The 22979-nt window shown below is 72.5% G+C and carries 17 protein-coding genes; all 17 read right to left on the bottom strand.

All coding sequences use genetic code 11. The features are described from left to right. Positions 1 to 22 precede the first annotated feature (22 nt). Genes IE277_RS28480 through IE277_RS28400 form a run of 17 tightly spaced genes read right to left on the bottom strand, consistent with a single transcriptional unit; the run spans position 23 to position 22957 of the window. Positions 23 to 3316 (bottom strand): DUF6519 domain-containing protein, encoded by a 3294-nt coding sequence (locus tag IE277_RS28480; RefSeq protein ID WP_189956575.1) that lies wholly within the window; start codon positions 3314 to 3316, stop codon positions 23 to 25. A gap of 32 nt (positions 3317 to 3348) precedes the next feature. After that, the gene (locus IE277_RS28475; protein WP_189956574.1) at positions 3349 to 5568 is read right to left on the bottom strand and encodes a hypothetical protein; all 2220 of its coding nucleotides are present in this window, start codon (positions 5566 to 5568) and stop codon (positions 3349 to 3351) included. After that, entirely contained in the window at positions 5565 to 8177 is a 2613-nt protein-coding gene (locus IE277_RS28470) for a baseplate J/gp47 family protein (protein ID WP_189956573.1), read from the bottom strand. Before IE277_RS28470 ends, IE277_RS28475 begins: the two co-directional genes overlap by 4 nt. After that, entirely contained in the window at positions 8174 to 10735 is a 2562-nt protein-coding gene (locus tag IE277_RS28465) for a putative baseplate assembly protein (protein ID WP_189956572.1), read from the bottom strand. The genes IE277_RS28470 and IE277_RS28465 overlap by 4 nt, the downstream gene beginning before the upstream one ends. After that, positions 10732 to 11097 (bottom strand): GPW/gp25 family protein, encoded by a 366-nt coding sequence (locus tag IE277_RS28460; protein WP_189956571.1) that lies wholly within the window; start codon positions 11095 to 11097, stop codon positions 10732 to 10734. Before IE277_RS28460 ends, IE277_RS28465 begins: the two co-directional genes overlap by 4 nt. After that, a complete protein-coding gene (locus tag IE277_RS28455; RefSeq protein ID WP_189956570.1) occupies positions 11094 to 11396 on the bottom strand; it encodes a hypothetical protein in 303 nt (100 codons plus the stop codon). Before IE277_RS28455 ends, IE277_RS28460 begins: the two co-directional genes overlap by 4 nt. Before the next feature lie 5 nt (positions 11397 to 11401). Continuing rightward, a complete protein-coding gene (locus tag IE277_RS28450; RefSeq protein WP_229882020.1) occupies positions 11402 to 12118 on the bottom strand; it encodes a phage baseplate assembly protein V in 717 nt (238 codons plus the stop codon). Further along, positions 12115 to 13218: a phage late control D family protein gene (locus tag IE277_RS28445; RefSeq protein WP_189956569.1), complete on the bottom strand. Its 1104-nt coding sequence runs from the start codon at positions 13216 to 13218 to the stop codon at positions 12115 to 12117. Before IE277_RS28445 ends, IE277_RS28450 begins: the two co-directional genes overlap by 4 nt. Then, on the bottom strand, positions 13215 to 13520 hold the full coding sequence (locus IE277_RS28440; RefSeq protein WP_189956568.1) for a Base plate wedge protein 53: 306 nt from the start codon (positions 13518 to 13520) through the stop codon (positions 13215 to 13217). Before IE277_RS28440 ends, IE277_RS28445 begins: the two co-directional genes overlap by 4 nt. A 17-nt stretch (positions 13521 to 13537) precedes the next feature. Continuing rightward, complete coding sequence (locus IE277_RS28435; protein ID WP_031167654.1) at positions 13538 to 14206, bottom strand: hypothetical protein; 669 nt, start codon at positions 14204 to 14206, stop codon at positions 13538 to 13540. Continuing rightward, complete coding sequence (locus IE277_RS47555; protein ID WP_229882019.1) at positions 14207 to 17386, bottom strand: eCIS core domain-containing protein; 3180 nt, start codon at positions 17384 to 17386, stop codon at positions 14207 to 14209. It abuts the gene before it with no gap. After that, complete coding sequence (locus tag IE277_RS28425; RefSeq protein ID WP_189956567.1) at positions 17383 to 17634, bottom strand: hypothetical protein; 252 nt, start codon at positions 17632 to 17634, stop codon at positions 17383 to 17385. The genes IE277_RS47555 and IE277_RS28425 overlap by 4 nt, the downstream gene beginning before the upstream one ends. Continuing rightward, positions 17631 to 19577 carry an ATP-binding protein gene (locus IE277_RS28420; RefSeq protein WP_189956566.1) on the bottom strand — a complete coding sequence of 649 codons (1947 nt, stop codon included), beginning with the start codon at positions 19575 to 19577 and terminating at the stop codon, positions 17631 to 17633. Before IE277_RS28420 ends, IE277_RS28425 begins: the two co-directional genes overlap by 4 nt. Before the next feature lie 5 nt (positions 19578 to 19582). Next, the gene (locus IE277_RS28415; protein ID WP_189956565.1) at positions 19583 to 20824 is read right to left on the bottom strand and encodes a Pvc16 family protein; all 1242 of its coding nucleotides are present in this window, start codon (positions 20822 to 20824) and stop codon (positions 19583 to 19585) included. Then, on the bottom strand, positions 20821 to 21672 hold the full coding sequence (locus IE277_RS28410) for a hypothetical protein (RefSeq protein WP_189956564.1): 852 nt from the start codon (positions 21670 to 21672) through the stop codon (positions 20821 to 20823). The genes IE277_RS28415 and IE277_RS28410 overlap by 4 nt, the downstream gene beginning before the upstream one ends. Next, the gene (locus IE277_RS28405; RefSeq protein ID WP_051926900.1) at positions 21669 to 22442 is read right to left on the bottom strand and encodes a hypothetical protein; all 774 of its coding nucleotides are present in this window, start codon (positions 22440 to 22442) and stop codon (positions 21669 to 21671) included. The genes IE277_RS28410 and IE277_RS28405 overlap by 4 nt, the downstream gene beginning before the upstream one ends. After that, on the bottom strand, positions 22439 to 22957 hold the full coding sequence (locus tag IE277_RS28400) for a phage tail protein (protein ID WP_189956563.1): 519 nt from the start codon (positions 22955 to 22957) through the stop codon (positions 22439 to 22441). Before IE277_RS28400 ends, IE277_RS28405 begins: the two co-directional genes overlap by 4 nt. Positions 22958 to 22979: the final 22 nt, after the last annotated feature.

Below are 22979 nucleotides of genomic sequence, written 5' to 3'. Positions count from 1 at the left end.
CGAACCGGCGGGATACTTCGTTTTACAGCACGACGTTCAGCCGTTCCCACCACCAGGCGGACTGTGACCCGTTGAGCTCGATCGCGCCGTTGGTCACGTTCCCCACGACAGCCGCGGCAGGCTGGCCCTCGTGGTTGCGGTCCGTTTGCCGGACCTCCACTTGCATCGGCACACCACCCGACCCGATGTGATTGGCGGAGGCCACCAGGGATTCGACGCTTCCGGCGACGATGGCGGGTGCTGCGTCGGTGTCGTCCGCGCCCGTCCGCCGCACCCGGTTGTCGCTGAACAGCAGCGGCCCGGCGAGGGCGAAGACGACCACTTCGGTGATTCCCGCCGCCTCGATCTGGTTGCCCCGGATCGTGGTCGCGGGGGTCGCGGCGGGCCGGGCGCCGAACACCCGCGACGGGGTGACGCGGACGACGCCCTCCGGTAGCTCGACGTAATGGACCGGGGACGCCGCCTCGAACTCGTGCACGACGGCCCCGGGGATCCTTGTCGGCCGTGCTGCGGTAGCCGGCTCCAATGCCCTCAGCATGATCGCCCAGGCCGCCCGGGAGATTCCGACGCTGTCGGCCGGCTCGGGACTGCCGTCGATCACGTTGTCGACGATGTCCAGTCTCCGGTGCCAGGGCTGCGCCGCGATGCCGATGGTCTGCGCCCGGCCCTCCGCCGACGCCAGGCCGGTGATGGTGTTCTCGCGCACGATCAGCGCATCGCAGTCCTCGACGGAGATGCCCGTGAGCAGCTTGTCGCGGGCCCCGATGTCGTGCACCAGGTTGCCTCGGACCTCGCCATCGCTGACCCGTACCAGTTTGATGCCCACGTACCGCACCAGGCGCTCACGGGATCCCGAGGTCGAGCGGATGTCGTTGTCCCGGACCACGATCCGCACGCCGTCGGCCGTGCTGTTCTCCATGGCGATGCCACCCTGGGCGCCGTCCACCCTACAGCCACTGATGTCCACGTCCTGTTGGGTTCCCTGCAACAGGACGCCGTAGCCGGCGGCCCGGATGACGCAACCGCCTACCCGGACGTCGGACAACACCCCGGTGAGCCTGCCAGCGTTGAGCAGCACGCCGGACCCGTCCGTGGACTGCTCGGTACCGCTGGGCAAGCCCACGATCTGCGAGTCGAGGAGATCAGCACCCGAGGACCCGATCCATGCCCCGGCGGGCCTGCCCCTGAGCAGGCATCCGCGTACCGTGAGCGTTCCCCCGGCCGTGGCTGCCGCTTCCCAGAGCAGGGCCGGATACCGCGCCCCCGAAACCACCGAGTCCCGGATGACCACCCCCAGCGCGGTACTCACCGATTCGTCGGCATACACGCCGGCCAGTGCGCCGACCACGACCGAGTCGGCGAGTTCGAAGCCGCCGAGCAGCAGGCCCCGGGTATCGGAGCCGAACAGGTCCAGCGGCGCGACACCGATCCCGGCGACCAGCACGCAGTCGCGTACCGCGAGAGATCCGACCGCCCCGCCCAGTGCCAGCGCCACGCCTGGGGACAGGTCGGCCTCGGCCAGCGAGACCAGGTCCCGTGCACCGGTGTCGTCGGCCGTCGCCTCACCGGCCGAGGCGAACCAGCCCAGTTCCCCGAGCAGACCGGAGTGGACAATCCCGCACCGCACCACCTCGAGGCCGATCGAGCGGGTCACCGCGATGCCCACGGGCATCTCGTCCTGTCCCTGCTCCGCCGCCCCCATGACGATCGACAGGTCACTGATCACCACGCCCTGACAGCCGTCCAGCCTCAGCGCGGGTCCGGTACCGGGGTATTCGAGGACCGTCTGCCAGCCGTGGCCGGAGATGGTTACCGACCGGCCGGAGGTGACCGCCACCGTTTCACGCAGCCGGTACCGCCCGGTCTGCAGACAGACCCGGCCGCCGGTGGCCGCGACTCGGTCCACCGCCTTCTGGATGGTCAGCTTCCCGGAGGCGTGCGACTCCGGCGTCACGCACACCGTGCAGTCGCCGCACCCACCGCCCTCTCGCACCGGCGGCCAGATCGTCCGGCAGTCGCTCACCGAGCCGCCCGCGAGGTCGATCACGGCCAGCCGGCCGTAGAAGTGCTTGGGGCCCTGGGGCGGCGCCTTGTCGAGGTGCTCGATCCGGCCGTCGGCCGAGCGGGCGGTGAACGTCCAGTGGTCTCCGGTGCGCAGCAGGCCGCCCGCCGGGGCGTCGGAGAAGGCGACCTGGACGCCGTCCTCCAGGACCAGGCCGCCGGTGCTGTCGGCGACTTTGAGCGTGCCGACCGTGCCGGCCTGGTCCCACTGACGCAGCCGGGTCCGTCTGCCGGGCGTCACCGGCAGGAAGGCGGTGGGCAGTGCGGCCGACAGGGTCACCTCCTGGGTCATGTCGTCGACCCGGTCGACGGTCATCACCTGGGCCAGGAAGCCCGGCTTTCCCAGCAGCTCGTGCTCCTCGTCCACCACCTCCACCCAGGCACCCTCGCGCAGTCTCTCGACGTCGTCGCGCCCGGTGCGAGCGACGGAGAGGACGGTGCCGGTCGTGTCCACGCCGAGGACGGCCGTCGCCACGCTCGCGTTGGTCCGCGACCATTTGAAGGTGGCCTGGGCGAGCGTCCCGCCGTCGTGCACCTCCACCCGGTACAGCCGGTTGTCCCAGCCCCGGTAGCCGCTGTCCGGCGGCACGCTGCACGGATCGGTGTCGGCCGGCACGCCGACCTCGGCGGTGGTGAGCCGGCCGGCCGAGGGGGCGGTCGCCGCCGCCCAGCCCGGCACCTTCTCGTTCGGCGTGCTGCACCTGAGGTCACGGGAGCCGGCGGCGAGCAGCTTCACCTGCCAGACCGTTTGCATGCGTGCCGCGGTGTCCACCCCGACCGCGGGGTCGGTGAGACCCGCGTCCTCGACCGCGGTGACCTCCCGCTCCCACGCGTCGACGTACACCAGGTACCGTCCGGCGCCCACCGCGGGCGGGTTCGGGTAGTAGGGCTGCTTCTCGTAGGGAACGGGCGCGTCGCCGCGCAGGTCCTGCAGCCCGCGCTCGACGTGCCAGGGGCTGCTGCCGTGGTTGTCCAGCTCCAGGCCGTGGACGTAGAGACGGCCGAGTCCGATGGTGAAGGACGCGCCGGCGGCGGCGATCCGGAAACCGGTGGCGCCCGGCGTGGCGCCCGCATCGAGGTCGAGCGGGGCTGTGCACGGGCCGAGGACGTCCAGGGCGAGCGCGCGCAGCCGGTGGTCGACCGCATCCGCGAGCTCGTTGAGGTCGGCGTCCAGCAGCACGCGGCCCTGCTGCGTCCTGGGGCGGTTGAAGTCGTCCACCGGGTCGTAGCTGAGGCGGGTGTAGTCCCCCGGCATGCGCTGCTCCTTCGGGTGTGCTCAGACGTGGTTCAGTTGATGAGGCTGGTGCCCGCTGTGATCCCCGCGGGGAGGTACTCGTCGAGCCGACGGCGGAGATTGTCCAGCCGCTGGGCCTGCTTGACGTGTCCGTATGCGCCGATCTCGCTGCCGTCCTCGGCGCCGGTGGCGATCTCGGCCGGGCAGGACGGCCCGAGTTGGGCGAAGCCCGGGTCGCCGTACCGGCGGGAGACGAACACCGGCCGGACCCGGCGGCGTTCGGCCGCGGCCGAGGCGGCCCGGGCAGCGAGGTCGGTCATCCCGGCGAGCGCTCGGGCCACCGCGAGCTCGGGCTGGCAGGCGAACCGGCGCGGGGTACGGCTGCCGTCGGGCGCGACGTAGCAGTAGCGCAGGCAGCCCTGCTGGGTGCGGGCAGCCATCACCCGGTCACCGAACAGGCACTCGCTCGCCTCCACGGTTCGGGCGGAGACCTCGCCGAGGAAGGTGCTGCGCTCGGCGCGCAGACCGGTCTCCGGTGCTGCCGGGCCGCCCAGCGTGTCGGTGCCGGTGCCGCGCGAGAGCACCGAGTCGAGCAGAAGGATCTCGTCGGCGGCCGCGTCCAGCACGATCTCGCCGAGGATGCTGAAGGCGAGCTGGACACGCAGCCGCGGCGACGGCCCGGAGACCCTGATGCTCGGCCCGTCCGCCAGCGGGGCACCGGTGGCATCGTGTGCTCCGCCCGGAGGCAGGGTGCAGTGCAGCAGCCGCAGTCGCGCGAGTTCGGCCCCGGTGGTGATCCGGCCGTCCAGGGCGACACCGGACAGGGTCAGCGAGCCGTCGCCGTCCACGGTCAGTACGGCATCCTGTGTGACCGGGCGGAGCACCGGGCGCTCGAGGTCCGCGGCCTCGATCACCAGGGTGCGTCCGGCGAGCGCGAGGTCGCCCGGAAGCCGGTAGGTCTCGCTGTCCAGGAGCCGGACGAGGGTGTGCCGGGCCGTGCTCGCGGCCCAGTCGGTCAGAGCGTCGGTCAGCGCGGTGCGGTCGGCGCCCTGGGCGGCCACGGTGATCACCTGGTCGGGCGCGGTCCCGACCAGCCAGCCCGACCGGTCGTAGTTGCCGCCACCGATCGTTCCGGCCGCGCCGTGGAAGAACGAGGCGCGCAGCTCGGACGGCAGTGCCAGCTGGTCGCCCACCGCCACCCGGCCGTGGCGGACGTCGACGGCGAGCACCCGCCCGGTGGGCCGGGCGGCGGGCCACGGGGCGAGCCGGCGGCTGACCACCTGGGCCGCGTACGCCGTGTCGGGGGCGGTCTCGTCGGCGGCGGGCGTGACGAACAGTTTGTCCAGCCAGACGCCCAGGCTCGCCGCCGGGGCGCCCGGTTCCTCGCCCACTGCGCCGTACAGCACTGTGTGCGCAGGACGGGCGTCGGCGGGCGGCAGGAGTGGCGCCTGACGGTGCGCCAGCAGATCGGTCTCGAACAGCGCCGGGGCCAAGGGGGCCGGTACTGCCGCGGCCTGGAGCTGCGGTGGCAGCTCGGCATCGCGGCTGCCTGGGGTGAACAGCGGTCGGTCCAGGCCGAGCGGGTCGAGCCGGAAGCGCCAGGGGCGGTCCGCCGGGCTCGCCATCACCCGGCGATGGGCCACCGCACGCTGCCGGTGGACGGCGATCGTCACGTGGGCCGGGTGGTACCAGCCCCGCGGGCCGTCCGGGCGGCGGACGTCGGCGAACCGGCTGGTGCGGTCGAACGGGGTGCCGGTCAGGCTGCTGTCGAGCCGGGTGGTGGGCCGGGCGGTGCCGAGGTCGGGCCGCGAGTGCCGCAGGTGCTGTGTCCAGCCGGTCCGGGCGAGCCCCTCGACCAGGTGCACCGGGAAGCCCGACGCGTAGTGGGCGATGTCCGCGATGCCGAAGACCGTTCCCTTGCGGCGGCGCAGGGCGATGGTGCGGGCGATGTCCGCGCGGGCGCTCGCCCCGGCGGGCGGCAGCAGGCGCGGGCCGCGCAGGTCCTCGAACTCGATCAGCGCGGTGGCGTCGTCCTGGGACCGGGCGGCGTCGTACAGCGGGACGGCGCCGATGAGTTCGGCGAGGTAGGGGACGACCCAGTCCTCGCACGTCTCGATGAACAGGTTGTCGTAGCCGCGGGCCATGTCTGCGGCGAGCGCGTCCGCCTGCTCGCCGATGATGCTGAGCAGCGCCCGCAGTGGTTCGCCCGCCTCGGCATCGCTCACCCGGATCGCGGCGGGGAGCTGGGCGTAGAGCCGGTCGGCTGCGGTCATTCGAGGCCTCCGGTGGTCGGCGTCGGTGGAGCGGCGACCAGAGTCACCGTCAGGTCCTCGGCGGTGAGGGACGGCAGCTCGGCGGGCAGGACGGTGCCCTGGGGGTCCGTGCGGACGCCGAGCAGGCGCAGCCGTTCCGGCAGCGGATCGGTGCCCGCTCCATGCGCGGTCAGGTAGGCCTCCCACTCGGTGTCGGTCAGGCCGTCCGGACGGAGGAATGCGAGCTCGGTGATGTTCACCGCCGCGACCCCTCGCACGTCGGACGTCGCGAGGTACAGGTCCGACAGGTGCAGGGGGCGGGCGAGTGCGGTGCGGTCGAAGGAGAGCCGGTGGGACAGGGCCTGGCGCACGGCTGCGAGCACGCTGTTGGCATCCGCGCCCGGATCGGGCACGACCGTGGCGGTGATCGTGACCGGGACCGGGACGTGGTCCTGGACCACCACCCGGCGGTAGGGCGGGCTCGCCGAGGCCACCACTTGGGCCAGCAGCCGGAGGCTGGCCGGGGCGAACGTGCCGCCCGCCGGAGCGGCGACCGTGACGGCGATCAGCATGCCCCGGCCGTCCCAGAGCGTCGCTGAACTCGCCTTGGCCACCTGACCGGTGGCGATCAGCATGTCCACGCAGTCGGCGGCACTGACCGCCCGGCCGAGTACCCGGGCGATGCCTGGGGCCCGCTCGCGTAGCGCAGTAGCGTTCTCCTGGTCGGCACCTCCCTGCGCGGCGGCCGGGTTCACCACCGCCTCGACGCCGGGCAGCCGGTGGAGTGCCTGGGTCAGGCTGCCCGCGCGCACCCGGCCGGCGAGCCCCGCGCCGTGCCGGTAGACGGCGACGAGGTTGGATGCGCCGGTACGGGGGCGGGCACCGGTGGCCGAGTCGCCGAACTGGACGGTGGTCGAGCCGTCGGGTTCGGTGCGCAGGGCGAACACCTCGTCCTCGGGGCCGGCCGCGAGCAGTTCGGGCACCGCGGTCCAGGCCAGGCCGTCCACCCGGACGGTCAGCGCGGGCACCGAGCCCTCGGGCGTCGGCGCGGGCACCCGGGTCAGCGGGCCCTTGGCGAGCGCGAACCGCTGGAACGTGGCCGAGGCGTCGCCGGAGCCGAGCACTTCGCCGGGCACGGTGGTGCCGTGGCCGGCCGCGGCGGCGTTGCCGAGCAGGCTGGTGGTGGCGGCGTCGAGGGCGGCCGTCTCGTCCGGGCTCGCGCCGACTGGCACGACGAGATGGCAGGACGTGCCCGGCACCGCGTCCGGGGGCTCGCGTCGGGCCTGGTGTTTCAGGGCGGTGGCGACGACGTGCCCGGAGGAGTCGGCGAGCATCACCCGCCGTCCCTCGATCAGGTCTGCCGGGGAGATGACGGGTGCCTGCGACCGGTCGGCGTCGGGAGGACCGACCACCCTGACGGCATCGCCCTCGGCGAGCCCGGGAATCCACAGTTCGCTCCCGAGCGTGGCCGGATAGTCGTAGTCCAGCAGCGGCAGGCGGTCGCCGTGCAGTTCGGTGATCCGCGCACAGCGCCGGTCCGGGATCTCCGGAAACGCCGGTGAGGTGCTGACCAGCGCGACCGGGGCCGTGACACCGGCGATGGTCTCGACGTCCGTCTCGACGGCGGTCACCGTGACGACCTGGGTGAACTCCTCGGTCTTCGCGGAGTTCCGAGGGGTGATCACGACGAGCAGCCAGGTGCCGACGGCCAGGTCCTGGTGCGTGCCTTCCAAGGGCAGTGGCCGGCCGGCTCCGACATCGAGTCCGGGGGTGGGCTGCCCCCAGTCCCAGCGGACGCCCCCCGGCACGGACGGGTCGGGATGCGCTGTGGGTGGTGTGGTGTCCGGCGCATCGTGGCCGAAGACGCGGAGCGTTCGCTTCGGCCGGAAGACCGCGGTGCCCTTGCCGGGGCCGAAGTGCAGCCGCAGGCCGGCCGGTCCGGAGTCCACCGCGGTCACGACAGTGCGGACCGCTCCGTCGGGGCCGTGTCCCTGGGTGACCAGCACCACCGGGTCGCCGGGTCGGACCTGATCCCGGACCGCGGGCGAGTCGGCCGGATCGACCAGGACGCCCCCCGGGGCGGTCAGCGGGTTGTCGCCCTTGTCGAAACGGACGGGCTTTCCGAACGCGGGAAGCGAGTTGAACCGCCAGTCGGCCGCGCAGTCCTCCAAGGTCTCGAAGGTCTGCGGTTCCTCCCCGGGACCGGGCACACTCTGGACCGCGAAGCCGGTCGGTACGCTGACGGCAGTACGCGCGCCGAGGGTGAAGGCGAGCGTGGTGGTGGCGGAGACGCCCGGACGGGGGCGGTAGCCGATCAGCCGGACCAGGCGGTGCAGGCTCTCGTCGCGGGTGGCCGTGCCCAGGTAGGCCTCGTTGGCGTACCGCTCGCCGTAGAAGGTGAGCACGTCGGCGAGCACGGCCCACTGTTCGACCAGCGCGACGGCGTGGTCGTCCGGGTCGCGGGTGGTGAGCGCGGCGAGCTCGGAGCGGACGGCGATGCGTTCCAGCATGGTCCGGCGAAATGAACCGAAGGTGCCGATCCGGGTGCGCAGGCTCGGCAGTCCGGGCGGGTTGTCCACCGGCAGTGGCGTGTCGGGCAGGGTGCTGGGGCAGGTGTCGCGGGGCCTCACGGGGTACCTCCGTCGATGTCCAGGCGCAGCACGCCGCGCCCCGGCAGGCTGGGGTCGTCGTCGAGCCGGAGCACCTCCCAGGGCGCCACGTCGAGTCGCCCTGCGGCGAGTTCGCCGTTGTCGGACTGGTCGTAACGCCGCAGCAGGACAGCCTTCACCGAGTCCACACCGGGTACGGCGGCCACCGTCGCGTAGAGCTCGCCGAGCAGCAGGGGCCGTCCGAAGGTGAGCGTCGCCGGAGCCAGCAGCCCTGGGCGCCCGCCGGGCAGCCGGCGGGCGAGCAGGGCGTCCCGGACGGCGTGGCGCACCACGGACCGGCTGTGGCCGGCCGCGGCGCACACGTGCAGTTCCAGTTCGACGGGGACGAACCAGGGCGGCCGGACGTCGACGTCCTGCCCGGCGAGCCTGACGGCGTCCATGGCGGCGAGGATCCGGGCCCGCAGGCCGGCGGACAGTTCCTGGTGGCTGCCGCCGATGTCGACCAGGTCGGCCGGGTCGGTGGGGAGCGCGGCGATCAGCCAGGTGTACCAGCTGCCGGTCCACCGCAGGGCGGCCACGGCCGCCCGTACGCTCGGCAGACGCAGTACGGCGTCGACGGCATCCCGTTCGGTGACGGCGCGTTCCGAGTGGGACCGGTAGGCGTCGGGGGCGAGCTGCCTGGCGTGCTCGGTGGTCTCCGGCTCGGTGCCGCCGGTGGCGGGCAGCGGGTTGCGGACCGTCTCCACCTTGCCGGTGTCGGCGGCGGCCAGGCCGATGTGGATCAGTGATTCGGCTCCGACATTGCCGGCGGTGCCGTTGCCGGTGCGGTACCGGGCCAGGAAGGTGCTCGCCTCCAGCGGGGGGCGGCCGAGCGTGCCGTCGCCGAACCGGACCAGGCCGTGGCCGGTGTCGTCCACCTCGACGACCAGATGGAGGTCGTTCGGGCCGCTGTCGAGCAGGTCCGGTACGGGCGTGTACACCTGATCCCGACCGGAGCCGGGACGGGCGGTGACCGACAGGGCCGGCACCGCGTCCTCCGGTCCTCCGGTCAGCTGCGTGCGCTCGGCGCCGAGGGCGCCGATCTGGTGGGTGAGCGGGGCGTCGGGCAGGCGCAGCCGGAGTGGTGGCGGGCCGCCGAGCGGTCCGGCGGCGGTGGGGCTCCAGTCCTGGGGGCGGACGTCGACGCCGTCGCGGGTGATGCCGTGATCGGCCAGGACCAGATTGCCACGGGCGACCGAGACGTCCGGCACCGGGTCCCCGTCGGCTCGTACCGCGCGGACGCACACTGCGCGGTCGGGCGCGTCCGTCTCGGCCCAGCGCACGGCGAGCAGCGGGAGCGCCGGAGAGGTGTCGTCGGTGCGCTCGGCGAGCTGTACCTGGCCCTCGGAGTCCCGCCCGTAGTCGGCGAGGTACGCGGGGTCGCTGCCGGGCTGGACGTCCGTCAGCCGGACCACCCAGCGGGCGGTCGGGTCGGCGTCGGCGGGCGCGCCGGTGCCGGGCGAGCGGACCTGCTCCAGCAACAGCAGGTCACCGACGGTGAGTCGGGGAAGTACGGCGGTGCTCGGCTGCGCCCGGTCCTCGGCCCACAGCCAGGCGGTCGTGGCACCGGGAGGCAGCCGGAAGACATCCTCACCCCAGTGGTGGACGTGCAGCAGGTTGCCGCGCGGATGGGCCTTGAGTCGGTGCGTGGTCTCGAACACCACCGAGCCGGACAACGGCGGGAGTTGCAGGGCGGCCGGGGTCAGCAGGCCGGCCGGGACCGCCACGGGCGGGGCGGTGCTGGTGCCCGGCAGCGGCCCGGGGATCCGGGTGAGCACCCGAGTACCGGCCGGTACGGTGACCGGCGCCGTGACGGCCAGGTACACGGCCGTCGCCGCGTTGCGGCCCTGGTGCAGCCGGTAGTCCACGAGGGTGAGGTGCCTGCGGACGGACACCCGGCGCCGGGCGGTGTCCAGGTACGCCTCCAGGGCGGTTGCGTCCTGGGCGTACGAGAGCTGGTCGGCGTGGAATGCCAGCAACTCCAGGAGGGTGATCGCCAGGTCGGCCGGGTGCTGGTCGGACAGCGAGGGGTGGCGCTGGGCGGAGAGGTCGAGCAGCAGCCGGCGGAAGCTCGCGAAGTCCTTGGCGAGGGTGTCGAGCAGCGGTTCCGGCCCGGCCGGGTCGTCGGCCTCCGCGGGCGGCCGGCAGTCCAGGTCGGACGGACAGGCCGCCATGAAGGAGAACCCGATCCGGCGTAGCACCGGGTCCAGGTCGGTGACCGCGAGTTCCAGCTGGTACGTCGAGTGGTCGCCGCCCCTGTCCACCCGGACGTCGAGGGTGCGCGGGTCGTGCACGGCGACCGTCAGCGTCCGGATGGCGCGCACCCGTTCCCCGCCCTTGACCAGCACCCGGTCCGGCTGGCTGACCAGCTGCCAGGGGTCACCGCCGGTGGGCAGGTCGCTCAGCACGCCGACGGTGAGCCTGGTGTGGTCGGTGGGATCGACCTCGACGTAGTCGATGCCGTTGCCCCGGCCCTCCTCGGTGATCAGCTCGGCGCGGCGGCGGGAGAGCGGCGACGGCGGCAGGATGGCGTCCGTCATGCCGGCACCACCACCTGGCTGCTGCCGGGCGTGCCGTCGGCGCGACGGCGGTAGGCGACCGTGACGACCAGGCTGCCGTCCTCGCGTGCCTCGGCCGTCACCTGGTCGATGCTGATCACGTCGTCGAGCCACGTGTGCAGCTGTGCCTGGACCAGCGCCTGGGTGGTGGTGGCCATGACATCGCCGAGCGGGGCGAAGACCATCGCCCGCAGGCCGCAGCCGAAGTCGGGCCGCATGACGCGTTCTCCGGGCTCGGTGAGCAGGACGAGTCCGATCAGGTCGCGGATGTGCTGGTCGGGATCGGCGCTCGCGGTGCGGCCGGTCCCGTCGGGGCGGAGCGGGAAGGCGAGCGGACCGGTCATGAGGCGTCCACCCTGATGTTCACGGTGCAGGGGTGGTGGGCCGAGTCCCACGCCAGCAGCCCGTCCGAGGCATGGTCGTGCAGATGCTCGACGACCGCCTGCGAGATCGCCACGAACAGTGCGCGGCGGGCGCGGGCGTCAGGGCTGTTGTCGTCCAGCGCGAATGGCTCCTTGCCGGTCTCGGTGCGGACCAGGTCGTGGAGCTTGTGTTCGATCGTGGCGGCGAGCGAGCCTGCGAAGGCGGCCGGAGTGTCGGTGCCGCCCTTGTCGCCCATGCCGCCGGGCCGGAATCCCGTCATGTTCCTCACTCCACGAGGTTCTTGGTGCTGAGCATGCTGGCTGGTGGCGGGGTGAACGGGGCCACCGGCGGGGCTGGGGTCACCGGCAGCGCTCCCGCGGCGAGCTGGCCGGGGTGGATGTGCGTGTTGAAGAGCGTGGTGAGCTGAGTGAGGTAGCTCAGCAGCTGGGTGCCGAGCACCGCCGGTTCGGTGGCCTGCTGCCCGTGGGCGATCACCGGTGCTTCGAGGGTCACCTGGGTGAGCGCCTTCAGGGTGACCTGGCCGGACTGTGCCTTGATCTCCAGCAGGTTCTGGCCGGTCAGGTCACTGACCGTCAGGGTGTGGCCATCGTCGTCCAGGGCCACGGTCAGGCCGGTCTCGCTGGTCAGCTCGCGGCGGGCCGGACTCGGCAACGGCGAGGTCGGTTCGCCCGGGGCCTCCAGAGGACCCCACCAACCGCCGGACCAGATCGGGCGGGAGGGATCGCCGGCCTCGAACTCGACCCAGGCCGGGGCACCGACCGGCGGGATGGTGTACAAGCCCGAGCGCTGCCCCGCGTACGGCGTGCAGGGCAGCGCCCAGCCGGTCTCCACATCGCCGAGGACCTCGGGCACCTTCGCCTTGACCCGGCCGGACTTGAGCGGGTCATCGACGCTGGTGATCGTTCCCCGGTACTTGCCGTAGTAGCGGTCGGTCCTCGCCCCGACCGCGAGCAGCGCATGGTCCAGCATGTCCGCGGTCACCCCCCGAGTGCGCCGAGCAGCCCGTCATTGCCCACCGCGTTGCGCACCGCGGTGAACCGCTGGGTGTAACCCCCGGCTGGGCTGATCCGGTGCACGACTCTGCGGACCAGCCAGGAACCGCTGTACGCCTCGCCCGCACCGCCGAGCCGGATGACGTCGCCGGGCCGCAGCGGCCCGACGGAGGCGTCCACGGTGCCTTCGGCGGTGATCGCCAGGGCCGACCGGTCGACCACGGCCTGTGCTGCCGTGCGTAGGTCGCCCGCGTTGGTGAGCCCGGTGCCGGTCAGTCTCGTCACCGGGGCCGGGCTGATCCGGGACAGCACGCTGGTCCGGCCGATGGTCGAACCGGCCTCGTCGACGGTGGCGGACTGGGTGGCGTGCCGGAAGTCCAGCGCGTCTGCCGTGGCGGTGGTGGGCCGCAGCATGTCCTGGCTGATCCGCAGGTCGGTGACACTACTGGAGTCGCCGGCCCGGACGGCGAGCGTGGCGACGGGGTCGCCGTCGGCGGACAGCTGGTGGAAGTGTCCGATCTCCAGACCGGTGTTGGGCTGAGGCAGGGTGTACACCTCGAAGCCGTTGCGTCGGGCCAGGTGGCGCAGGAAGCGGATGTCGCTGCCGCGCTGGATCGTCGTGCCCTCCGGTTCGATCAGCACCGGTCCGGTCGGTGTCACCTGGGGAATGAGCCGGTGGGAGGCGAAGATCTGGGTGGCGATGAGGAAGTCGGGAAGATTGGGCCAGGCCTTGGTGTGGTCCTGGAGGTTCATCAGGGCGGTGGCGTCCACGCCGCCGATCTCCATGGAGGAGCCGCCGGTGGTCTCGCTGTAGATCACGGACCGGGTCGCCACGTAGCCGGTGAACAGGAAGGTGGGCAGCGGGCCGGTGCCGATCACGGCGCCGATCCGGACGCTCTGGCCAGGGGTGAACCGGTCCGGTTCGGTCAGTGGCCAGTCCCCGCTCGGGCCCAGCCCCGTGCCGAGCCGGAGCCGGAAGGTGCCGGAGGTGTCGAGGGTGGTCTCGATGACGAGCTCCTGAAGGGAGTTGACCACTTCAGCGGGCCCGGGGCGGTTGTCGAGCAGCAGGACGACGGTGGTCGCGGTCACGGCAGCACCTCCGCCGAGACCGGTTGGGGAAGGTCGATCCGGCTTCCCGGGCTGTCCAGCATTGCCGCCGGTCCGTCAGCGGCGGTGGCCGGATTGGCGTCCGCGATGTGCCACCAGGCACCCGCGTCGCCGTAGGCCCGGGCTGCCAGCATGTCGAGCCGGTCGTGCGCCCGGACCAGGTAGCCGGTGGTGGGGCCGGTGGCAGGCGGGATGCGCAGGTTGACCCACGGCCGGGCCCGGCCCTGGTCGTCGACGTACGTGGCGACCGGGACGTCCCGGTAACGGCTGCTCGGGTCGAACATGCGTGGCCTCACGGTGCTCAGAGGGGCAGGACGGACGGGGCGTGTGCGGCTGACTGGGCCGTGTTGACGGCCGCGAGCGCCTCGCGGGCCACGGCGTGCACGGTGACGAGCGCCTTGACGGCCGACGGTGCCTGGTCGAGCTCGTTCTTCGTCAGGGTGGTCAGCTGGAGGTCGGCGCGGGCGCTGATCGGGTTCAGGCGGGCGTCGAAGGCCTGCTCGGTCACGGTCAGCCCGGCGACCCTGACGGGCAGCACCCGTCCGATGCCCCAGACGAACACCGTCCACGGCACGGTGGCCGGCTTGATGGTGCTGAGACCGATCTTCGACAGTTGGTCGGTCAGCGCGGTCATCACGGTGGACGGGTGGATCAGCTGCTCGATCGCCGAGATCACCGGCAGTAGACCGCTCACCACGGTGACGGGGTTGGCCGACGGCTGTTCCAGCTGGTCGGTCGCGTCCAGGTCGAGCGTGACGGTCAGGTTCTCGACGGGTGTGTTCACCGGGGTGGTCGGTTCGCCGGCGCCGGGCGCAGCCTTGCCACCGGTGGCCTGGCCGAGATCGAAGCGACGGGTGAGAGTGTCGGGGTTGAGTGGGAACACGATCAGCTGGGTGGGCACCGGGACGCTCAGTCCGAACGCCAGAATCGCGCCCTTGGTGACCCGCGGCCGCCCGGGGAACTCGGTCATCTACAGCCCCAATCCCGCGCGGATCTGGGCGCCGATCCGGCCGGCCAGCGCGCGTACGTCGATGTCGGGCACGATCCACTGGATGTCCTTGGCCTCGGGCAGCCGCAGCGGCTGGTCCGACTGGTAGTGGAAGGGCGCGACCATTCCGAACTCCAGCCCCGTGGCGTACGAGTAGGCCGCCAGCCGGTAGGGCCAGCGCTTCTCGCCCAACAGCACCGCGTGGGCGACGATGTCCGCGTCGATGGCCAGCGTGAGCACCGGCTGCACCCGGATGGCCGCCGACGTGTCGAAGGTCAGCACATGCCTGGCGTACGTCAGCTTTGCACCGGCCTCCAGGCCGCCTTTCAGCACGACCCCACCGGTGACGGTGATGCCGGCGGTCACGCTCCCGACCGCGACCGAGAGGCCCACCCCGGCCCGCACATCGAGCTCCAGCCCCGCCTGCGCGGGCAGCACCAGCCGCGCCTCGGCCCCCACTTCGAGGTCGGAGTCCTGCTCCAGCGGGTTGAACGCGGCCGAGATCACCATGTCGCGGATCTCGCCCGGGCCGAAGCTGTACTGCGCCGCCATCCCGGCGCTGATCGTCGCCACCAGGCCGATCGACTTCGGCCCCAACGGGATGGCGAAGAGCGGGATCTCCGGCAGGTCGTAGTGGAACAGCTGGTACCGGTTGCCGCGCCGCTCCAGGAACCTGTACGGCGGGAACCGCAGCTCACCTTCCACCCGGAGCCGCTGATCCGGCGACAGAACGAGCACGGCCTTGCCGGTCAGGCCTTCCCGGACGGTGACGAGAGCCTCGCCCCGGCCGGAGATCCGGCCCTGCTCGTCCAGCACGACCTTGAGGCTGCCGTGGACCCGGCCGTGCTCCAGCGCGGCGGTCCCGTGGCCGGTGAACCTGTCGTCGCGGTAGGCGACGGTGAGATCGCCGGAGACGCCGTGGACGGCGAATGTGGTGTGCCCGGTGCCGGTGAGGTGCTCACCGTCGTAGGAGACGTGGAAGTCGAGCTCCTGGAGCCCGGGAGGGGTGAGTTTGACCAGCCCGGCGTAGACGATGCGGTCGCCCTTGCTGGAGACCTCCAAGTTCGCGACGGTGGTGCCGATCTGCAGGCCGGCGGTGCCGGACGCCTGCCACCCCACGCCGTCGAAGCCGACCCGTACGTCCGCGCTGCGCACCAGCCCGGACGGGCGTGTGCTCTTGACGTCGGCGTGACCGCGGAGTCCGGTCCCCGGCCGGTACTCGACGGTGCCCTTAGCCTCGTCGGTCCCCGGAATCCGGGCCCGTACCGCGCCTGCCGCGAACAGCCCGTCGGAGTCCACCTTGGCATCCAGCCGGCCGGTGATCCGTTGCCCCAGTGCGAAGCCGACGTGTCCCTCCGCGGAGAACGGCTCGGCGAGGTTCACGCTCAGCGTGGACTCGGTGACCTCGAAGGGCGGCAGTGTGAGCTCTTCGGGCTTGGGGTTGACGGAACCCTTCAGGCCGTCGGAGTCCAGCTCGATCCCGATGTCCACTCCGCGCAGCAGCGGCACGTCGGGCTTGATGACGCCCTTGCCGACCAGCCCGCCTTCCGTGAGGTCCACATCGAGGTGACCACTGCTCAGAAAGGGGTAGGCGACCTTCAGTTTTTTGTCCTGCGGGTTCAGCTTCAGTACCCCGTCGGCCCCCACGTTCAGCCGGATCGGTGCCCTCGCTTCCTCGGACTCGCCCTTCTTGGGCTTCGCGCCCTTTGCGTGTTGCAGGAGGAGCGGGATCTTGGTGCCCTTCTTGGAGTTCGCACCACGGGTGTCCACCCTCGCCGTGATGTAATCGGCTTTCTTCCCACGGTGCAGGGTGTCTAGGATCAGAACCGGAATCAACAGGCGGGCGTTGTGGTTCTGCGCGATGGGGCTGCCGTCGAGCTTGACGGGCTCGTCGGCCGGTTTCCCGGGCACCAGCAGAACGGCAGAGTTGGCCCCGGCCTTGATGGTGTAGGGCACCAGGCCTTCGGTGCCCGCCGACACCACCGGCCCGGGCCTGGTTCCTTCCTCCAGATCCTGGAGCGCGGTGAAGTGGATCTGCAGCGGCTCCGTTGCCTTGCCCCGGCGCTGCTTGTCGAGGAATTCCTCGACGTTGGTCTGGCTCTTCAGTGAGGGCAGGGAGGCCGGCCGCGGGTACTTCGACGGCTTTTGCGTGGCACCGGAGAACTTGAGTACTACATTCTCCACTCGCTCGGCTTCGGGATGCCCCTTCACGGCGTCCTGTGCGGACCGTGCGGCCCTGAAGAGGCTCTGCGCGATGGTCGCGCCACTGCTCATGTTCAGGTCCGCCTTGTGAGGGGCGAAGTTCTGCCTGTCGTTGGAGCCGCCTACCTGGAGCTCCACGATGTGGTCGAACTGGACGCCATCGGCCGTGGTCTGCTCCCTGAGCGTGGAGCCGGCGGACCCACCGGCGTCGTGCCACAACCTGGGGGCATCCTTCTCGGGCCACTGGACGCGCTGCAACCACAACCGGCTGGTGGGTTCCTCCCTCTTCTGCTTCATCGCAACACTTGGATGCTGACCTGGCACGACGCAGATGGTCGCTTCCAACTGATCTGCCTTGGCGGCCTCTTGGTAGACGTCCTCCCACGGGCCCTTCTCATAGGGAAGGATGAACTCGCCCATGTCGACGGCGATGACACCGGACGTGCCCCCCGGCTTCCACTTGACCGGCCGCTGCTCACCCGCTTTCACGTAGTCGACCGTGATCGGGTTCCAGCCGGTCTCCGCCCGTCCCAGGAACGGGGCCGTGGCGCGCTGCCAGGCCCAGGCGCGGGGCAGCGGGCGGTCCGACAGCGCCGCCGCCAGGTCGGCCTGGCGTTCCAGGGGTGCCGACGCAGCCGGCAGGCGGCCGCCCTCACCGGCAAGGAAGTTGGGCGCATGGGCCGTCCCGCCATGCTGGACGACATGGGCCAGCTCGTGGGCGATCAGGGACCGGCCGGAGGCGGTCAGCGGGTCGTAGGAGCCGTGCGCGAACGCCACGTCATGGCCGACGGTGTACGCCTTCGCGTCCAGCGCGCGGGCCGCGGCATCCGCCTCCGGGCCGACGTGCACCCGCACGGGCGAGAAGTCGTGCCCGAAACGCGCCGAGAGCTGGTCGCGCACGCCCGCCTCGAGCGGTTGCGGGCGCCCGGTGAGGCCCGCGGCCGCGGTCGACCCGCTCATCGCCGCACCACCCGCGCCACGGTGAACGCCAGCTGTCGGCCCAGGAGTTCGCTGTCCGGCACCGACTGCCGTCCCTCGCTCTCGCGTGGCGGGCGCTCGGTGGTGACCGACGGTCCCGGCGCGGCCGGATCGGCGAGCAGGGCCGCCAGATGGCGCCGGAAGGCGGCCAGCACGGCCGGTGCGTCGGGCTCCTGGATGCCGCGCAGCACCAACTGCTCGATCGCCACCTCGATCGGCGCGGTCATCATTCCCACCCCCGGATCTCGTGTGGGGACAGCGGGCGGTCCAGCTTGTCGCACTCGATCTGCAAGGCCTCACGGACGTGCGTCATCCGCACCGGCTCTCCGGCCTCCGCGGCCAGGAACGCGGCGTGCAGGGCGAGTTGGACGATCGTGCCGCCCGCCACGGCGACCTGCGACAGCCGCGCCGGGTCGAGGCCCTCCACCGGGACGCCCGGCGGGAAGGCCCGCTCCCACAGCCGGGTCCGCTGCGCGGCATCCGGGAAGGGGAAGGTGACCACGAACCGCATCCGCCGGGTGAAGGCGGAATCGATGGCCTCCTTGACGTTGGTGGTCACGATGCAGATGCCGGAGTAGGTCTCCAAGCGCTGGAGCAGGTAGCTGACCTCCAGGTTGGCGTACCGGTCGCGGCTGTCGCGCACCTGGGTGCGGCGGCTGAACAGGGCGTCGCCCTCGTCGAACAGCAGCACCGCACCGGCCTCGGCGGCGTCGAACAGCCGGGCCAGGTTCTTCTCGGTCTCCCCGATGTACTTGCTGACCACCTGGCTCAGGTCCGCGCAGATGACATCGAGGCCGAGATCGGCGGCCACGGCCTCGGCTGCCGTGGTCTTCCCGGTGCCACTGGGGCCTGTGAACAGGGCGGTCACCGCCAGGCCGCGGCTGTGCTCGGGACAGCCCCATTCGCCGTGTACCCGGCTGCGCTGCCGCACCTGCGCCAGCAGGGCGCTCAGGGCGCGCCGGGCCGGCTCGGCGAGTACCAGGGAGTCCAGCCGGGCGATGGGACGGCGCAGTTCGGCCAGCCCGTGCAGCGGCCGGCCCGCGGCGGCGCGGCAGGCGGCTGCCACGTCCGGGTGTGCGCCGGGAACGGTGGCGAGCCGGGCCGCCCGCTCGACGCCCAGGGCGATGGCGGCCGGGGTGAGCGGGTGGCGGTCCGCCAGAGCGGCCGGATCGTCCCGCAGTCCGGCCTCGGCCAGGGCGTGGGCGAACAGCGTGCGGCGCTCCGCCGGGCCGGCCGCGGGCAGGCGCAGCACCGGCAGATCGGCGCGCGGCGGCGGCTCCGTCAGGGCGAGCACGGTCGGCACGCCGTGTGCGCTGGTCCCTGCCGCCAGCCGCAGCACGGCCGCCACGGTTTCCGGTGCTCCGGCCACCGGTGCCGATTCGATCAGCAGCAGCCGGCCACCCAGTGCGGCCTCCCGGGCGAGCATCCGGCCGTACAGGTCGGCGGTGGGGGCGTCGGCCGGGATGTCGCCACCGTCGACGAGCAGGCAGGTCAGTCCATGAGAACCGGCCGCGGCCAGCACGGCCTGGCGTCTGGTCAGGTGGTCCTCGCCGACCAGGACGACCGCCCGGGCGGTCGGACCCGGCGCGGTCAGCGCGGCAAGCGCGTCGGCGACGTCCCCCTGGTTGTCCGTCAGCCGGCAGAGGTCGGCGGCCAACCGAGCTCGGCCGCACAGCCGTTCGTCCAGGGTGGTGGCTCCGACCAGGCCGTGCAGGATCCGCTCGTCCACGGTCAGCGGCAGCTGGGAGATCCCGCCGGGCCGGGCCGCCGGCGACTGGGGAGGGAGGTCGACCAGCCGCCAGTGCCGCAGCGGCGCGTCGGGCAGCAGCGCACTCCAGTGCGCGTCGGACAGCGCGGCGAGCGCACGGGCGAAGGTCACCGGCCCGGTGGCGGACGGCAGGCCGAGATCGGGTGCGGCCGCAGCCACCAGCACGTCCCGCTCGAAGCGGGTCAGGCCGAACAGCAGCGCGATCCGGTCGAGCGCGACCGGTGATCCGGTTGCGGCCTGCACGTCCTCGGCGAGCAGCGCCGCGGCGCGTTCCGGCTGCTCGGCGTCGGCAGGGCGGGCGTCCAGGCGGACCGCGACCGCCTCGGCCTGCAGGACCAGGTGGCGCTGGTTGTCGCGGGCCCACACCGCGGCCCTGTCGTCCTTGCCCACCACACGATCGGCCATTGCCGTCACAGCGTCACCTCCAGCAGCCTGTACCGGCCCTGGCTGTCGAGCGGTGGCATGCTGCGAACGCCGTCGACCTCCAGCGTGACCCGGTAGGTGCCGCGAGGGGCGTCGGCCACCGGTGCGCTGACGGCCGCTGAGGGCGGGGCGCCTGCCAGGGGCGATGCGTCGAGTGCGAGTGCCACGACGGTGCCCGGCGCCACACTGTCGAGCAGCAGGCGCACCCGCTGCGGGGCGGCGACCGCCGGGACGACGGCGGCGCTGATCGTGCCGTGGTAGTCACCCGGCCCGGGGCTGGGAGCCGCGGTGACCGACGACAGAGTCGGTACGACCGTGAACGCCACCGGATCGCTCGCCGCCGCCGGACTGGTGGAGGACAGAGCCGGGTCGAGGGGCGGAGTCAGTCGCTGGACCTGCACGCTGTGCGCGCCGGCCTTGAGACCGGTCAGCGGGATCGTCAGGTGTCCGGGGTCGACCACGGTCGCGGTAGCGACCGGGGTGCCGTTCAGCACCACCCGCAATGTCTCGCCGGGCAGCGGGGCGAGCGCGCCGCCGTACAACTGTAGGAGCGGCATCGGGTCGGTCGCCCGGACCGGGGCACCGATGCCTTCCGGACCTGCCACCGCGTCCAGCCGCGGAGCGGCCAGCGAACGGGCACCGGACGCGACCTGCCGTACCGGGAGCACGGTGCCCGGCACTTCCGACGACTCGACCAGTACCGGACCCGCGGCGGCAGCGAGGGTGACCGTGAACGAGCCGGGCTGGTACAGCGCCCACAGCCGGCTCACCTCGTCCAGAGTCAGCGACTCCGGAATGATCCGGACCCGTTCGACGGCCTGGCCCAGGTCGCTGCCCACCAGGTCCTGGTGGCCGTTGACCGCCGTCGTGATCAGCTCGGCGGTGAGTTCGGGCACCGCATGCAGAGTGGCCGCGCACAGCGCGAGCAACTGCTCGGACTGGTAGGTGGTCGTACCGCGGAAGGTGAAGAGATAGTGCAGTTCAAGGGCGGCCCGGGGCTTGCTGCGCAGGACGCCGGTGGACGTACGGGTCGGCAGGTCGACGAACGACAGTGCCTCGTTTCGGGTGATCCGGTACAGGTGGACGCCGACCCGAGGGGCGTGTCCGTCGTCGTCCAACGGGCCCGGCGCCACCAGCGGACGTGGCGCGATGCCGGCCGCGTCCACGCGGCTCTGGAGCAGGGTGGTGATCGCGGCGGTGACCGTGGGCACGGCCAGCGCATTGCTCATCCGGCCCACTCCCCGGCGAGGTGGCGGCGGTAAGCGGCGAGCAGATCGGGATGTGCGGCCGGCGTCGGCTGTGCAGGTCTGGCCGTGGCGGGCGCGGCTGGTGGCGCGGGCGGCGGTACCACCAGTTCGACCCGGCCGATCCGGACCACCACGGGCGGGGGAGCAGGCGATTCGGCCGCCCGGGCTCGGCGGGCTGCGCGGGCCGAGGTCAGCGCCGGCGGGAGCGGACGGTCGGCAGGCGTCGTCGCGCTCGGGATCGGCCGGGGACGCAGTACGACACATGGCTGCTTGGAGGGCGCGGGCGGGGTGCCCCCGCGGGCGGGTGCGGTGGCCCGTGGCTCGGGACGGGCTGGTGGCACGGGTGGCGGCGCCGGGCGCAGTGGGAGCTCGGGGGCGATGGGCAGGGCCTGCTGCATCCGGGGCGGAGCGGGGTCGGGTCGTACCGGGCGGGGATCGGTGGGCCCAGGCGTGTCCTGGGGTGGTGCGGGTGCCGTGCGCGGCCGCCGGTCGAGGGCGGCGGTCCGGGGAGTGGCCGTCGGGCGAGGGGCAGGCGGGTCCGAGGCTGCCGCCCCGGCCGGTCGCGGTGCCTCGGTAACCTGGTGTTCGACGACGGGTACCACGGTGATCCGGGGCGGTGTCTGCGGTTCGGCAGGGAGGACTGAAGGCCTGTCGGCATGCCGGTCGATCGGCATGGGCACGCCCGGCGGCTCCGCGACGGCGGAAACGGCCGCCCGGGCCGCGAACCGCGCGAGGTGCCGGTCGGTGGACGGACGGGGTGTTCCCGCGCGCTCGGTGGTGCGGAGCGCGCGTGCCGCGAGCCGGTGCAGGTAGCCGCCGGAGCCGCTCACACCCCACCGTCCGCGATCAGAGTGAGGTACTCGGCCCGTCGGGGCGCGGGCAGCGCGAGGACGTCTGACTCGGTCCAGCCGTAGGCCAGTGCCAGTGTGTGGACGTCCTCCAGGAGTTCATGGGGCGTGGCGAGCCGGGCGGCCAGCTCGGCGGCCGGGTCGAGAAGGCCGGGCACCGCCGCCGTACAACTGGCACAGTGCAGCAGCAGCTCGATGTCCGCGAGCGGGTCGGCCGCGGCCATGGACGCCTCGACGGCCGTGAGAGCCTCCTCGCCCAGGGTGCGCCATCCGTCGACGCAGCGATCCAGCAGCAGGTGACGGCCCTGGCCGGCGTCGGCGATCGCGACAACCGCCTCCAGGTCGGCGCCGGTCGGAAGCCGGTAACCGATCTGGCCGTCCGCTCGGGCACCTGGTTCGCCTGCGTCCCGGATCAACTCCTGGACATCGACGGCGGCATCCAGCTGCTCACCGCAGGATGGGCATGCGACCATCCATTCGATGGGTGCGCCGTACGTCACCGCGACCACCGCGAGCAGCAGCGCGTTGCGGTCGCCGATGCAGAGTGCCCGGAGCCTGTCCACGCTCGGAAGCGATCCGCCGACTTCCTCGACAGCTGCCGACAGCACCCGGGTGACCCACTGTTCGTCGACGTGCAGGTCCGGTGCCCCCAGCGCTGCCTCGTCGGCGCCGGTGAGCACCCGTACCACCGCGGTGTCCGGCTCATGACGCAGCGGCACTTGCTCGACCTTCCTGGCGATGCCGTACCTCATGGCGTGTACGAGACCTCCTTGGGTTCCGTCACCGCCGGGTCGCGTTCCCACCCCTCGTTCTCCAGCTTGAGATGGGCGATTGCCACGGCGTTCGCGTTGGCGTCCAGGTCGGGCAGCGACTGGTACTCGCTCACCCAGCACCGGAACACGTTGTAGGCGATGACGAGCTGCCCGGCCTCGTTGTAGAGCTCGATCACGATGTCCTTGCGGAAGTCCGCGAGGCTGACCTCGGCACCGAAGGCCGCGCCGTGCTGCCAGACCTTGGCCGCCCAGTTCTCGAATTCGAGATCATGGGTGACGCCGCGTTCCAGCGTGATCGCCTCGTACTTGGTCCGGCCGGGTGAGCGGCGCGCACTGGACGGGTCGCCGCCCTCGCGGTGCTCAACCACCTCGGTGGTCCGTTTCAGGGAGCTGACCTTGCTGACTCCGGCGACGTAGCGGCCGTCCCACTTCACCCGGAACTTGAAGTTCTTGTACGGGTCGAACCGGTTGGTGTTGACTGCGAACTGGGCCATGGATGGCGCCCCTTCGAACTCT

Origin of the sequence: Streptomyces alanosinicus (assembly GCF_014650595.1) — a bacterium.
Taxonomy (GTDB): domain Bacteria; phylum Actinomycetota; class Actinomycetes; order Streptomycetales; family Streptomycetaceae; genus Streptomyces; species Streptomyces alanosinicus.
This window is presented reverse-complemented; position numbering and strand designations above follow the sequence as displayed.

Excerpts from the sequence above, each read along its gene's own strand:
- IE277_RS28480 (WP_189956575.1), bottom strand. The coding sequence starts at position 3,316 with ATGCCGGGGGACTACACCCGCCTCAGCTACGACCCGGTGGACGACTTC.
- IE277_RS28475 (WP_189956574.1), bottom strand. The coding sequence starts at position 5,568 with ATGACCGCAGCCGACCGGCTCTACGCCCAGCTCCCCGCCGCGATCCGG.
- IE277_RS28465 (WP_189956572.1), bottom strand. The coding sequence starts at position 10,735 with ATGACGGACGCCATCCTGCCGCCGTCGCCGCTCTCCCGCCGCCGCGCC.
- IE277_RS28460 (WP_189956571.1), bottom strand. The coding sequence starts at position 11,097 with ATGACCGGTCCGCTCGCCTTCCCGCTCCGCCCCGACGGGACCGGCCGC.
- IE277_RS28455 (WP_189956570.1), bottom strand. The coding sequence starts at position 11,396 with ATGACGGGATTCCGGCCCGGCGGCATGGGCGACAAGGGCGGCACCGAC.
- IE277_RS28440 (WP_189956568.1), bottom strand. The coding sequence starts at position 13,520 with ATGTTCGACCCGAGCAGCCGTTACCGGGACGTCCCGGTCGCCACGTAC.
- IE277_RS28435 (WP_031167654.1), bottom strand. The coding sequence starts at position 14,206 with ATGACCGAGTTCCCCGGGCGGCCGCGGGTCACCAAGGGCGCGATTCTG.
- IE277_RS47555 (WP_229882019.1), bottom strand. The coding sequence starts at position 17,386 with ATGAGCGGGTCGACCGCGGCCGCGGGCCTCACCGGGCGCCCGCAACCG.
- IE277_RS28425 (WP_189956567.1), bottom strand. The coding sequence starts at position 17,634 with ATGATGACCGCGCCGATCGAGGTGGCGATCGAGCAGTTGGTGCTGCGC.
- IE277_RS28420 (WP_189956566.1), bottom strand. The coding sequence starts at position 19,577 with ATGGCCGATCGTGTGGTGGGCAAGGACGACAGGGCCGCGGTGTGGGCC.
- IE277_RS28415 (WP_189956565.1), bottom strand. The coding sequence starts at position 20,824 with ATGAGCAATGCGCTGGCCGTGCCCACGGTCACCGCCGCGATCACCACC.
- IE277_RS28405 (WP_051926900.1), bottom strand. The coding sequence starts at position 22,442 with ATGAGGTACGGCATCGCCAGGAAGGTCGAGCAAGTGCCGCTGCGTCAT.
- IE277_RS28400 (WP_189956563.1), bottom strand. The coding sequence starts at position 22,957 with ATGGCCCAGTTCGCAGTCAACACCAACCGGTTCGACCCGTACAAGAAC.